Annotated in this window: 10 protein-coding genes; 5 read left to right on the plus strand and 5 right to left on the minus strand. The window is 43.9% G+C overall.

The window, feature by feature from the left end:
- Positions 1 to 48 precede the first annotated feature (48 nt).
- Complete coding sequence (locus tag GTH32_RS02650; protein ID WP_163083677.1) at positions 49 to 450, minus strand: H-NS histone family protein; 402 nt, start codon at positions 448 to 450, stop codon at positions 49 to 51.
- 113 nt (positions 451 to 563) lie between these two features.
- On the minus strand, positions 564 to 2,213 hold the full coding sequence (locus GTH32_RS02655) for a 4Fe-4S dicluster domain-containing protein (protein ID WP_163083678.1): 1,650 nt from the start codon (positions 2,211 to 2,213) through the stop codon (positions 564 to 566).
- 375 nt (positions 2,214 to 2,588) lie between these two features.
- Here GTH32_RS02655 and GTH32_RS02660 point away from each other — a divergent pair, with 375 nt between their 5' ends.
- Positions 2,589 to 3,341 (plus strand): electron transfer flavoprotein subunit beta/FixA family protein, encoded by a 753-nt coding sequence (locus tag GTH32_RS02660; RefSeq protein ID WP_163083679.1) that lies wholly within the window; start codon positions 2,589 to 2,591, stop codon positions 3,339 to 3,341.
- Positions 3,338 to 4,264 (plus strand): electron transfer flavoprotein subunit alpha/FixB family protein, encoded by a 927-nt coding sequence (locus GTH32_RS02665; protein WP_163083680.1) that lies wholly within the window; start codon positions 3,338 to 3,340, stop codon positions 4,262 to 4,264. Before GTH32_RS02660 ends, GTH32_RS02665 begins: the two co-directional genes overlap by 4 nt.
- 52 nt (positions 4,265 to 4,316) lie before the next feature.
- Here the strand turns inward: GTH32_RS02665 and GTH32_RS02670 are convergent, their stop codons facing one another.
- A complete protein-coding gene (locus tag GTH32_RS02670) occupies positions 4,317 to 4,625 on the minus strand; it encodes an isoamylase early set domain-containing protein (protein ID WP_163083681.1) in 309 nt (102 codons plus the stop codon).
- A 334-nt stretch (positions 4,626 to 4,959) separates the two neighbouring features.
- Here GTH32_RS02670 and GTH32_RS02675 point away from each other — a divergent pair, with 334 nt between their 5' ends.
- The 3 genes from GTH32_RS02675 to GTH32_RS02685 all read left to right on the plus strand — a co-directional run bounded on the left by GTH32_RS02675 (position 4,960) and on the right by GTH32_RS02685 (position 9,834).
- Complete coding sequence (locus tag GTH32_RS02675; protein ID WP_163083682.1) at positions 4,960 to 6,222, plus strand: efflux RND transporter periplasmic adaptor subunit; 1,263 nt, start codon at positions 4,960 to 4,962, stop codon at positions 6,220 to 6,222.
- Positions 6,219 to 9,356: an efflux RND transporter permease subunit gene (locus GTH32_RS02680; RefSeq protein WP_163083683.1), complete on the plus strand. Its 3,138-nt coding sequence runs from the start codon at positions 6,219 to 6,221 to the stop codon at positions 9,354 to 9,356. The genes GTH32_RS02675 and GTH32_RS02680 overlap by 4 nt, the downstream gene beginning before the upstream one ends.
- A gap of 124 nt (positions 9,357 to 9,480) precedes the next feature.
- Entirely contained in the window at positions 9,481 to 9,834 is a 354-nt protein-coding gene (locus tag GTH32_RS02685) for a hypothetical protein (protein ID WP_163083684.1), read from the plus strand.
- A 77-nt stretch (positions 9,835 to 9,911) separates the two neighbouring features.
- Here GTH32_RS02685 and GTH32_RS02690 read toward each other — a convergent pair whose 3' ends face one another.
- Positions 9,912 to 12,170 (minus strand): TonB-dependent receptor, encoded by a 2,259-nt coding sequence (locus GTH32_RS02690; protein ID WP_163083685.1) that lies wholly within the window; start codon positions 12,168 to 12,170, stop codon positions 9,912 to 9,914.
- Between the two features lie 143 nt (positions 12,171 to 12,313).
- Entirely contained in the window at positions 12,314 to 13,303 is a 990-nt protein-coding gene (locus GTH32_RS02695; protein ID WP_163083686.1) for a GlxA family transcriptional regulator, read from the minus strand.
- Positions 13,304 to 13,342 lie beyond the last annotated feature (39 nt).

Consider the following 13,342-nt stretch of genomic DNA (forward strand, 5'->3'; position numbering starts at 1 on the left):
AGGCTAGGGGATATTAGCCTTTAACCCTACGCGTGCTTTATCGCGCGCTTATTTTTCGATAGCAAAATCGCTTAGCGATTTACCGCTATCTAACGCATCTTTGTATACGCGAGGCATACGACCAATGCCTGTCCATGGGTGAACATCGCCATTGCTGTCTGTTAATTTATATTTAACAGGGCGCTTTTTACCGGTTTTTTTAGGCGCATCTGACTGTAGCGCTTGAAGGTCTTCTACATTTAGACCTGCTTCTTCCATTTGTTTCTTAATTGCCGCAAGTTTTTCGCGCTTTTCTATCTCAGCTTGCTCTTCTTGCTTCGCCTTTTCTTTTCGTTTTTCAACGATACTGGCTAATTTGTCTTGAACTGTTTCCAATTCTTCAATGCTTAATTCCTTTACTGCACCTTGTAAACGTCTTCCGTGGGTTAAAATATCTAAAAAATCGCTCATTTATTAACCTTTCGTTTGTCAGTGAATTAATTTTGAAGATAATAGTTAACTTTTAGGTAAAAAAAAAGCGGAGAACGTCCGCTTTTTAATTTAGTGCGATAATTAACATTAATTTACATGTTTGGGTAATTGGGTCCACCTGCACCTTCTGGCACCACCCATCGTATATTTTGCGACGGATCTTTAATATCGCAAGTTTTACAATGAACACAGTTTTGAGCATTTATTTGAAAACGTTTATTGCCTTCTTCTTCGATAATTTCATATACGCCGGCAGGGCAATAGCGCTGAGCTGGTTCTGCGTATTTCGGCAAATTAACAGTAAGAGGAATTTCAGCATCTTTCAATTGTAAGTGACAAGGCTGATCTTCTTCATGGTTTGTATTTGATAAGAATACCGAAGATAATTTATCAAAGCTTAATACCCCGTCAGGTTTTGGGTAAGAAATCTCTTTTGCATTATCTGCCAAATTTAGCTGTGCGTAATCTTTATGTTCATCTTTCATTGTAAAGAACATATTGCCGTTAAAGAAATTCTGCTCTAGCGTATTAAATGCGCCGCCCCAGAAATTCCCCAATTTATGAATGGCTGGACCGAAATTCCGAGAACGAAATAATTCATCGTAAAGCCATGATTCTTTGAACTTATCGGTAAAGCTAGTTAATTCTACTTGAGGCGATTCTGCATTTTCAGCCAATGCCTCTATAATAGATTCGGCGGCTAGCATGCCTGATTTCATGGCAGTGTGATTACCTTTAATTTTGGCGAAATTCAACGTGCCTGCTTCGCATCCAACTAATAAACCGCCGGGGAAAGTCATTTTTGGCAGTGAATTAAAGCCACCTTTGGCAATTGCGCGCGCACCATAAGAGACCCTTTTTCCCCCTTCTAAATACTGTTTAAAGACAGGGTGATGTTTAAGTTGTTGAAATTCATCAAAGGGGCTCAAATAGGGGTTTTCGTAGTTAAGATCCACAATTAAACCAACAAAAACCTGGTTGTCTTCTGCATGGTATAAATAGCTACCCCCGGTGGCGTCTTTAAGTGGCCAACCTGCGCTATGTACTACTAAACCCGGTTGGTGCTTAGCGGGGTCGATATCCCAAATTTCTTTGAAACCAATAGCGTAATGTTGAGGTGAGGCTTCTTTGTCTAAATTAAAGTGCGCAATTAACTCTTTGCCTAAATGACCTCGACAGCCCTCAGCAAACACTGTGTACTTAGCGCGTAACTCCATGCCAGGCATGTAGCCGTCTTTGTGCTCGCCATTCTCACCTACGCCCATATCGCCGGTAATTACGCCGCCTACGCTACCGTCTTCGTTATAAATAACTTCTGCCGCCGCAAAACCCGGGAATACCTCAACACCTAACTGCTCAGCTTGTTCTGCTAACCATCGACACACGTTGCCCATAGAAACAATATAGTTGCCACCATTGTGCATGGTTTTCGGGGTTATGCTATTGGGTAACCGTTTTGATGATGATTCATCATTCAGCAAATAAATATGATCTTCAGTCACTGGCGTGTTCAGTGGTGCGCCCTTTTCCTTCCAATCTGGGAAAAGCTCATTCATGGCTCGGGGTTCAAAAACTGCGCCTGAGAGGATATGTGCACCTACTTCAGAGCCTTTTTCCACTACACAGACCATTAGCTCTTGGTCGTTTTCATTGGCCAGTTGCATCAGTCTGCAAGCGGTTGATAGTCCAGCTGGGCCGGCACCGACGATGACTACATCAAACTCCATCGATTCTCGTTCCACGGGAGGCTCCTTATGTTCATTTTTTTATAGTGCACTATTGATGAAACAAATAATGCGAGGTGTCAAAAACATGTAAATTAATTGTCGCCTTGAAAGGTAATCCAGGTTGACGTTTACGTCAACAGTAAGTACATTGCAAGGACGTTTACGTTAACGTTAACTCGTCGCATTTTTTATACGTAGGTAAAAATGGTGTTAACGATGATTACGGTATAGCCTTTATATTAGCTCTACAGGGTTATAAAAATTAACGTAGTAAATATTGTTAAAGTTTCCGAATGCGTGGTGAGGTAAGGCGAATTCTTGGACACTAGCAACTCTCGCTAGGCAAGGTATTGGCACTACACACCGACGAACTCAACAATTGAGGTAAATATGAAAATACTCGTACCGGTCAAGCGCGCGATTGACTACAACGTAAAGGTAAGGGTGAAAGCCGACAATTCTGGCGTTGATCTTACCAATGCAAAAATGGCCATTAACCCTTTTTGTGAAATTGCCGTGGAAGAAGCGGTGAGATTGAAAGAGAAAGGCGTGGCCAGCGAAATCGTTGTGGTGTCTATTGGTGATAAGAGTTGCCAAGAGCAGATCCGTACAGCTTTGGCACTAGGCGCTGATCGCGGCATCCAAATAGACACTGACCAAAATTTAGATTCGCTGCAAGTGGCTAAGTTGCTCGCCAAAGTGGTAGAAGAAGAACAACCACAATTGGTTATTTTGGGCAAACAAAGTATCGATTCTGACAATAACCAAACTGGCCAAATGCTAGCTGCATTAACGGGCATGGGGCAGGGAACCTTCGCATCTGAAGTTACAGTGGAAGGTGATAAAGTTAACGTTACACGTGAAATTGATGGCGGTTTGCAAACCGTAGCGCTTTCACTGCCAGCGGTAGTAACCACAGACCTACGTCTTAACGAGCCGCGCTACGCATCTTTGCCGAATATTATGAAGGCAAAACGTAAGCCTCTAGATGTGAAATCAGCCGCTGATTTTGGGGTAGAACTAACGTCAAATGTGAGCGTATTAAAAGTGACCCCACCTGCACAACGTGAGGGTGGTGTTAAAGTGGCCGACGTGGCTGAGTTGGTAGATAAACTTAAAAATGAAGCGAAGGTGATCTCATGACAGTGCTTGTATACGCAGAACATGATAACGCGACGTTAAAAACAGAAACCAACAAGCTCGTTCATGCTGCAAAACAAATGGGCGGTGACATTCACGTGTTAGTTGCGGGTGAAGGCTGCGATGCGGTGGCGAAAAGCGCTGGCGACATCGAAGGCGTTAGCAAAGTGTTGGTGGCAGATAATGCGGCCTATAAGTACCAGTTGGCAGAGAACGTAGCTGATTTAGTGGTAGAAATGGCAGCAGATTACAGCCATTTGGTGGCGGCGGCCACGACCACGGGTAAAAACTTTATGCCACGCGTGGCGGCTTTACTTGATGTGGCGCAAATCTCTGACATTATTGATGTTGAAAGCGAAGATACCTTTGTACGGCCTATTTATGCGGGTAATGCTATTGCCACCGTGCAGTCCAGCGATAGCAAAAAAGTGCTTACGGTTCGCGCAGCCTCATTCGACGCCGCGCCAACCGGAGGAAGTGCTGAAATCGTCGCCGTTGATACAGTGAAAAGCAGTGACAAAGCCGAATTTGTTTCTGAGTCTCTCACAGAATCTGAGCGTCCTGAGCTTACTGCTGCGGAAGTAGTTATTTCCGGCGGTCGCGGTATGCAAAATGGCGAGAACTTCAAACTACTTGAAGGCATTGCTGATAAGTTAGGCGCAGCAATGGGCGCATCCCGGGCTGCTGTAGACGCTGGCTTTGTTCCAAACGATATGCAAGTAGGACAAACCGGTAAAATTGTAGCGCCACAGCTTTATATAGCGGTTGGTATCTCAGGTGCCATTCAGCATTTAGCCGGAATGAAAGACTCAAAAGTCATTGTTGCTATCAATAAAGACGAAGAAGCGCCCATTTTCCAAGTGGCGGATTATGGCTTAGTGGGTGATTTATTTGACGTACTTCCAGAACTAGAAAAAAGTTTGTAAGCGGTACTCAACGAAAAAAGGCTGCGTGTGCAGCCTTTTTTTTGGGCGCTATTTACACGCGCACCACAGAATTGTCTTCAAGGCTTATCGGTGAAGGCTGATAGTCATCGGCTGCCCAATCATTTGCCCATGTTTTGCCATCAAGTAGGTAACGAAAGTGATATTCATGGTCTTTTTCTAAATTGACCGTTGACGTGAAGTCGCCGCTTTTAAGGCGTTTCATTTCGATAGGTTCCTTATCCCATTGAGTAAAGTCACCAACAAGCTTGGCTTCAGCTGCATTTTCAGCCTCCTCTGCATTTATGCGAAACGTCACTTTACAAACGGGCTTTGATTTGAGGTATTGTTTTTTGATGCTCATAACTGGTTATCCCATTACTGTAGCGAATGCTTGATTTGGATACGGATCGTCTTCGCGATTCCGTTTAAATAATCAACTATTGTTGGGTAATTATCAATCATGAACTTGTATAATCGTAAATTATTTTCTCAAACTATTGACGAGAGGGTATAGTCTTTCGTCGATACACAAATTTTAACAATCAAAAGCAAGCACTAAAATTAGAAAGCCATTACACTGGCACTTATAAAAAAATAAAGATATTTGCTCGTGCCAACGCGCAGTTCAGATTGCACAGTTAGTTCTTTGTAGGACGGATTTCGCGTGGGGTAAAAGCGTTTTACAGGGATCATTAATGAAAAACTCAATCTTGGTTAAAAGTGGCTTACCGCTGCTAATCATACTTGTCGCTATTATCGCCGCCGCTGTGATGATTTCTTCCAAAAAGCCACCTGAACAAATAGACGTCGAGACGCCTGCCTTTTTGGTTGATGCCAAACCCGTTCACGCAGAGCCTGTTAAGTTTGTGGTAAAAAGCCAAGGTAATGTGGTTCCCCGAAATCAAACCTCGCTCAGCGCACAAGTGAGTGGACGTGTAGTTAGTATGTCAGAGGCCTTTATCGTCGGTGGCATATTCAGGAAAGGGGAGGTATTGCTTACCCTAGAACAAGATGATTATAAAACTGAATTAAAGTTAGCCGAAGCTGAATTAGCCCAAGCACAAGCAGCCCTTGAAGAAGAAATTGCCCGCGGTAAGGTAGCGGCACAAGAGTGGCGTTCGGTCAGCAATGTTGCGCCGCCTGAATTGGGTTTGCGTAAACCACAGCTAGCCAAAGAAAAAGCCAATGTAAAGGCCGCCGAAGCCAAGCTAGAACGCGCAAAGCGCAATTTAGCGCGTACACAAATTCGCGCGCCCTATAACGGTATAGTGGTGGCCCGTAATGCCGACTTAGGGCAGTTCATTGCATCAGGCGCTTCTGTGGGCACCGTATATTCTACCGATACAGCAGAAGTTCGATTACCCATTACCGATAGCGACTTGATGTTTGTGAATATTGGTAGCCAGTCTGATGCTCAGGCCACCGTGACACTCACTGCTACCGTAGGTGGAATTCAGCGTACGTGGCAGGGAAAATTAGTGCGTTCTGAAGGCGTATTAGATAGTGGAAGCCGTGTAATTTACGCTGTAGTGGAAGTACAAGACCCTTACCAGTTCAATAATCAAGCGCAAACGCCACTTCGGTTCGGCCAGTTTGTTGAGGCTGAAATAATGGCTCAACAAGAGCGCGAGCTTATAGTGTTACCCCGTAGCGTATTACGATTAGACAATACTATAGTGACAGTAACAGAAGACAGGGAATTGGCGATTAAGCCTATTGATGTTGCGCGTACGACTGCAACCCAGGTATTTGTTGCTTCAGGTATTGAAGACAATACATTAGTTGTAACAAGCGCAGTACCGAACCCTTACAACGGCATGAAAGTGCGTTTACCTGGCGATGAGCCTCAAATACCTGAAGAAGCCAAAAAGGATAAGCAGACAGACACGCAAAGCGTAGACGCTGCGAATGACGGCGCGGGGTCAACTAACGGCAGTGTAGCGGGAGATGCGTCATGAGTCGTATTGATACACAAACAGGGCTTATTGCCTGGTTTGCGAGAAATAGCGTCGCCGCCAACTTATTAATGTGGTTACTTATTGTAGGCGGCATTTTTGGCGCTTTTAGTATCCAAAAACAGGTATTTCCTAACTTTGAAATAGACGTGGTAAACGTACGTGTTCCCTATTTAGGCGCAGCACCGCAAGAAGTAGAAGAAGGGGTTATTGTTAAAGTTGAAGAATCGATAAAAGATTTAGAAGGCATTAAAAAAATTACCTCTACCGCCGTGGAAGGAATGGGTACGGTCACCATTGAGGTAGAAGAAGGCTACGATGTACAGCTAGTGCTGGATGAAGTAAAAGTGCAAGTTGATGCAATTCCGAGCTTTCCTGCAGATACAGAAAAACCGGTTATCTATCGGCAAAAAATACAGCAAGATGTTATTTGGATATCGGTATTTGGTGATGCAAGTGAACGAGAATTAAAAGAGTTTGCGAAGGTACTTAGGGACGATATTGCTAACTTACCGGGAATATCAAGTGTTCAGGTAGTGGGTGCCAGAGACTATGAAATATCGGTTGAACTATCAGAGAGGGATTTACAAAAATACAATCTTACTTTTGCCGATGTGGTAACACGCTTATCTCAAACCAGCGTTGACTTACCCGGCGGTTCTATAAGAACTGAAAATGGCGATATTTTGCTGCGTACAAAAGGTCAGGCGTATACGGGATGGGACTATTCACAAATAGTGCTTTTAACCAACGCCAATGGTACTCGGGTAACATTAGGTGATGTAGCCTATATTAATGACGGCTTTATTGAAAATAATCAATATGCCTTATTTGACGGCAAGCCAGCCACCAGCTTGCGGGTAAAAGCGGTAGGCGACCAGAATGCTCTGGAAATTTCTGAGCAGGTGAATGAGTACATAAACCAGGCGAAAGAAGGGTTTCCCGCCCATATTACAGCAGCAACATGGGGCGATAGCTCCTTCTATCTCGCTGATAGACTGAACATGATGTTAGAAAACATGTTTTTTGGGGCGCTGCTCGTATTCTTAGTACTTTCGCTGTTTCTAAAAGTGAAGTTAGCGTTTTGGGTTATTGTTGGGTTGCCAGTATGTTTCTTAGGCACCTTATTGGTAATGCCCATTGATATGCTCGGTGTATCTATCAACATGCTAAGCCTTTTCGCGTTTATCTTAGTGCTGGGAATAGTGGTAGATGATGCCATTATTATGGGTGAGTCTGCCTACACTGAAATAGATAAAAAGGGACACTCAGCAGAAAATGTAATTGCTGGGGTTAAGAAGGTAGCCATGCCAGCCACGTTTGGGGTGCTTACTACTATTGCTGCGTTTTCACCTATGCTCATGGTGTCAGGGCCATTTGGCGTTATATGGAAAACCATCGGATTAGTGGTCATTATCTGTTTGGTTTTTTCTCTAATCGAATCGAAATTGATTTTGCCTGCACACTTGGTGCACATGAAGATAAAACCGTATGACCCGACAAAAGCGAACCGATTTCAAAAATTCAGAGACTTTTTTAGCGAAGGGATAAAACGCTTTATTCAAAATAGCTATGCGCCATTTTTAGAAAAAGCAGTGAAGAACCGCTACACAACAGTGTCGGCATTTTTAGCTATGTTGATCCTTACCGTGGGGCTATTTCAAGGCGGTATCGTACGGTTTGTATTTATCCCCAATATTCCCAGCGATTTTATGTTTTCGAGTTTTGAGCTTGAGCCTGGTTCGTCAATAACCCAGCGCGACGAAGTGATCACTACGTTACGAGAAGCTATGCTACGTATGGATGAGAAAATTCAACAAGAAACCGGTGAAAGTGTTATTCAACATTCTATTGCCTTTGATAACGGTAATTTAGGTGGCGAAGTATTGGCCGAGCTTACCAAAGGAGAAGATCGTTCTCTGTCTGATTTTGAAATACATCAACGCTGGCGGGATGAAATGCCTGAAATACCGGGGGTAAAATCGTTTAATATCGGCGCGCCTGGTGGCCCCGGTGGTGGTGCAGATTTAAGCTTCGAATTTAACTCTAGTGATATTGGTGCGCTGCGCGCCATTAGCAATGATTTAAAAGATGCTTTAGCTGCATATGATGGTGTAACCGATTTAAACGATACCTTTTCAGGCGGTAGTGAAGAAATTCAACTGGCTTTAAAGCCACAGGCTGACGCATTAGGCATTACGCTTCGCCAGCTAGGTCAACAAGTTCGTTATGGCTTTTACGGCGCTGAAGTACAACGTATTCAGCGTGATGATGAAGAAATTAAGGTGATGGTGCGTTACCCGAAAGCCGAGCGGAGTTCCGTTGAGCACCTCAAAAATATGCGTATTCGTGCGCCAAACGGCCAAGAGATTCCGTTTGATCAGGTGGCGAGCTTTACCTTAGGCAAGGGCTTCGACTCAATTATTCGGGTTGATGGGCGTCGTTCAGTTACCGTTACCGGCGTGGTCGATAAAGGCTTAATGGACCCATCTGAAATTACCTACGAGGTTGTTGAGAAGATTATGCCAGACTTACTGGCCCGCTACCCTATGGTCGATTTTCAGTTGCAGGGCAATTCAAAAGAGCAGGCTGACGCTATGCTAGGGTTGGCCAAAGGGCTGCTTTTCGCGTTATTTGCAATTTATGCGTTATTGGCCATTCCTTTGCGCTCGTATAGCCAGCCCTTTATTATCATGTCGGTTATTCCGTTTGGTATTGTAGGGGCTATTATTGGCCACCTTGTATTGGGTATGGCGGTAAGCGTGCTATCTATTTGCGGCATCATTGCCTTATCAGGTGTGGTAGTAAACGATAGCCTTATTATGGTTGATTTTGTAAATCGCGCACGCAAAGAAGGCCACTCGCTGATTAGCGCAGCTATTAGTGCCGGTACTCAGCGTTTTAGGGCGATCATCCTTACCTCGTTAACTACTTTTATGGGCCTTATGCCCATAGTGTTTGAGCGCAGCTTGCAGGCACAAATTGTTATTCCAATGGCCATATCATTGGCTTTTGGTATTTTGTTTGCCACCATCATTACCTTGTTATTGGTTCCGGCGCTCTATTTAATACTCGATGATATAAAAAATGTGTTTAAGGAAAAGAAGCATGAGCACGTTGAGGTAAATGCGGAGTAGTTTAAATAGCAATACAACGTGATAGTAAATACCGCATCGGCGTGCCGCATGCGGTATTTTTTTGTTTGCATTATGACCAATTGGATATATACTGTATAAATAAACAGTAATTTTGAGGTTTGTTATGACAGGCACAAAATCTATTGATCAACTTATTCAACGTTACGGTATTTTATCAACACCTGGGAAAGATCCGCTTCAGCGACTAACGTATTTGTGCGGTGGTGATAAGGGGGCCAATGCGCTTCCTTATTGCATGTTTAATATTATTATGAATGCCCCAGTATCACGACGTTTCACCGTTCACCATTTCTATCACCCTACGAAAAAATGTCGGCTAGCCACCTTCCTGTTTGACGAAAAAGGTCAGTTAATAGAGCAAGTGTATTACGCGAAAGTAGCCAGGTGGGTTGAGTTATGTCGTAAGCTGCAACGCTTGGTCATTCAATCTAGAAAAGACATTCAGTTTGCCGCATAAAAAAGCGACAGCATGGGCTGTCGCTTCTGTTTATACTTTCACAGGCAATGGCCTTGTTAAAGGCTCGCTGCTATTTATTAATAGTAGGTGTACTTAAACTCAACGCCCCATATACGTGGCTCATTTACGATCCCTGTTAGGTTATTGAAGTCGATAGCACCTTTAACGTTGTCTTCATCGGTAATATTACGGCCGAATAAGGCAACACTATAGTTGTGCTCGAAGTTTTCGTAACCTACCCGTAAGCCGCCTTCAAAGTTATCATCTGTGGTAAATTCTACCGCTTCATATAAGAAGATATTTGTTTCACCTTGGAATGCCCAATCGGTAAATACGTAGAACTCACCATTGTCGCCCATAGGGATAGCGTAGCGTGCAGTGAAGTTAAAGATAGATTCTGGCGCCTGCGGGAACGGGTTGCCGTCAATAGACGCTGAGTAGCCATCTTCACGTGGGTCCAAGACAGTACAGTTTCCAGTAAAACCGCTACTCGCATCGGTACCACATGGTGCTACTGTTAAATCATCGTCTTGTATTTCAGTATGGTTGTAACTGTAGCCTGCGGTAAAGGTCAACTGATCTGTGGCTAACCATTGAGCATCTACTTCAAAGCCATAAGCTTCGCCTTTATCGGCATTAACCAATGCAGTAAAGTTGTTACCGCCACCGATAGCGGAGAATTGCATGTCATCCACCGTGTAGTAGAAGGCAGCAGCATTTAAACGTAACGTGTCATCAAGTAAGTCAGATTTAATACCTAATTCAAATGAGTTTATCGTTTCAGCATCGGCAACTGATGGCGCGCTGTCAAACGCAACATCGCGCCCTTGAATACTTTGCGCTCTAAAGCCATTGGCGTAGCGTGCGAAAACAGACATATCATCAGTTACACGATAGTTTGCACTTAGCTCGTAGCTCATTTGACCATCACTAACGTCAATGTCGTCATAATCTTCTATGCGTCCACCACCACCTACATTTTGCTCACCAACTACAAGAGATTTCGAATCGTGGGTGTAGCGTAAGCCACCGGTGATATTAAGCTTCTCGTTTACTTGATAAGACGATTGGCCGAATAGCGCCCAGGTTTGGTTTTCATGGAAGACGGTCGTCGCACCATAGAAACCATCTACACTGGTTACGTTAAAAGAAGCATCGTAATAAAATGCACCGGCTTGCCAATTCAGCGCATCCGTAGTGTTGCTTGATAAACGGAATTCTTGGGTGTATTGCTCTAGGTCGTTAAGACTGTCTTGCGTAACTGCTGAGAAAGGTATAAAGCCCGGGCCCGAGGTACCGTCTTGAAGATTAAAACCACCGTCGATATCCCCAAGGCTGGATCCTTCTGCTGTTTCCATAGCCGAAATTGAGGTAAAGGTTACTTCGTCCATATCGTATTCAAGTTTTAGTGATGTACCAAAAGCGTCATACTCTTGTGGATTATTGTCGATACCGTCGCCTTGAAGGTCGCCGTCGTAGTAAACTGTTTCCCTATCGTAGTTAGCGTTAAGTTCATTGCTACCTTTGTCAAAAATATTGGCGCGGAAAATAGAGGCAGTGCCTTCTAAGTCGCGACCATGCACATTCAGTAGTGCTGAGAAGTCAGCGGAGGGTTCCCAAAGTAATTGTAAGCGATAGGCTTTTTCGTCGTAGCCCCCAATCGCATCATTCTCACCAGTGAACGCATTATTTATATAGTCGTCTCGGTCTTGTGACAATAGAGAAAGACGGGCAGAGAGTGCGTCTGTAAGACCACCGCTAATGGCACCTTCGAAGTTCATTGTACCGTAAGAACCAAAGCCTGCTTTTGCATATCCTTCAACGTCCTGGGTAGGCTTAACAGTGTCGAATTTAATAATACCTGCGGTAGTATTACGACCGAAAAGGGTCCCTTGTGGGCCACGTAGTACTTCTACTTGTTGTACATCGAACAACGGGAAGCTTTTAAGTACTACGTTTTCCATTACCACTTCATCCATAATAATGGACACAGGTTGAGATGCTGCTAAATCAAAATCGGTGTTGCCTAAACCGCGAATATAAAAACGCGGTGCAACACGGCCGTTAGATGATTCAGCGTATAAACCAGGAACGCGTACAGCGAGCGCAAGAATGTCTTCGCCACCTGAAAACAGGCTTTCAAATTTTTCCCCACTTAGCGTAGCAACAGAAATAGGCACTTCTTGAATTGATTGAGTTCGCTTTTGCGCGGTTACCGTAATCTGTTCAAGTGCTGCAGGTTTTTGTTCTGTTGTTTGGGCTTCTTGTGCCAGAGCAGAAGTGCTTAACGCTGCTGTTATAGCAAGCGTTAATGACGCCATTTTGTGTGTTCTCATGTGTTCACCAAGAATTATAAATATACATTATTATCGTGTGTGGTGGTGCAAAATTAAACAGAATGCACGCGGCGTAATAGTCTACACAAAAGTAACCGCAAAAACTTAGTTTTTTTATTAACCCTTCGTCCAATATGTACTGTTTATTTACGTAAAAATTTTACTCGGTACTGAGAGGGCGAGAGCCCAGTGTGCCTTTTAAATAGACGAGTAAATGAACTTAGGTCTTCATAGCCAATTTGGCTTACCACCGATTCTAAAGACGCGTGGGAGGTTTCCAATAATTTTCGCGCGTGCTCCAATCTTACGCTTTGTAAAAATTGTAGCGGAGTAAGCTGGCAAGCTTGTTTGAAGCGTCTTATGAGAGTGCGTTCAGTCATGTTATGCAAACGGGCCACAGTGGTAAACGTTAAACGTTGAGAAAAGTTGCTCTCGAGATAGTGCTGTACCGCTAAAATATCTTTGTCTTGGTGAAATTTATGTTGTCGGCTACTGGCATAAGCCGTTTGGTTAGAACGAGATAGGTCTAGCACATGGGATTTCGCGGTATCACTGGCGACTTTATGGCCACAATAGCGCTCGATAAGTAATAGTGCTAAATCTATCCACGCCATGCCGCCACCTGCACAAAACACCGCTTCTTGCTCAGTCACCATTTTGTCTGGCTGCAAATTAACCCCAGGGTAGCGCGATTTAAAATTATCAGCATAGCCCCAATGTGTGGTGGCCACTTTACCATCGAGCAGACCTGTTTCTGCTAATAGAAAGGTACCTGTACAGTTCGCTGCTATATCAGCGCCACTGTTCTGTAGTCGACGAATATGCACCAGTAAATTTTTGTTATTTATCAGCACGCGATTAATGTCTCCTCCTATGGTAGGAATGAGCAATAAATGGGTGTGCGATACATCTTCTATTGCAATATTGGGCGTTATCGTAAGCTGATTTGAGCACAATATGGGCTGTGCATGGGCGCTTGCAACTTGTACACGAAACTTTGGTGAAGGGGGTTGTTGATGAATGCGCTGCCAACTTATGCCAGCAAACGCAAATAAATCGAGCGCGCCTGTGATGGCCGAAGCTAGCGCTTGATCGAAACCTAACACCGTTACTATAAAAGGAGGGGTATTCATATAAGTAATTTAGTTTATCCGTTGCAATAACTAATAGTG

This window comes from Alteromonas profundi, assembly GCF_010500865.1.
Taxonomy (GTDB): Bacteria; Pseudomonadota; Gammaproteobacteria; order Enterobacterales; family Alteromonadaceae; genus Alteromonas; species Alteromonas profundi.

Bases quoted from the DNA above. Each gene is read 5' to 3' on its own strand.
- GTH32_RS02650 (WP_163083677.1), bottom strand. From the start codon at position 450: ATGAGCGATTTTTTAGATATTTTAACCCACGGAAGACGTTTACAAGGT.
- GTH32_RS02660 (WP_163083679.1), top strand. From the start codon at position 2,589: ATGAAAATACTCGTACCGGTCAAGCGCGCGATTGACTACAACGTAAAG.
- GTH32_RS02665 (WP_163083680.1), top strand. From the start codon at position 3,338: ATGACAGTGCTTGTATACGCAGAACATGATAACGCGACGTTAAAAACA.
- GTH32_RS02670 (WP_163083681.1), bottom strand. From the start codon at position 4,625: ATGAGCATCAAAAAACAATACCTCAAATCAAAGCCCGTTTGTAAAGTG.
- GTH32_RS02675 (WP_163083682.1), top strand. From the start codon at position 4,960: ATGAAAAACTCAATCTTGGTTAAAAGTGGCTTACCGCTGCTAATCATA.
- GTH32_RS02680 (WP_163083683.1), top strand. From the start codon at position 6,219: ATGAGTCGTATTGATACACAAACAGGGCTTATTGCCTGGTTTGCGAGA.
- GTH32_RS02685 (WP_163083684.1), top strand. From the start codon at position 9,481: ATGACAGGCACAAAATCTATTGATCAACTTATTCAACGTTACGGTATT.
- GTH32_RS02690 (WP_163083685.1), bottom strand. From the start codon at position 12,170: ATGAGAACACACAAAATGGCGTCATTAACGCTTGCTATAACAGCAGCG.
- GTH32_RS02695 (WP_163083686.1), bottom strand. From the start codon at position 13,303: ATGAATACCCCTCCTTTTATAGTAACGGTGTTAGGTTTCGATCAAGCG.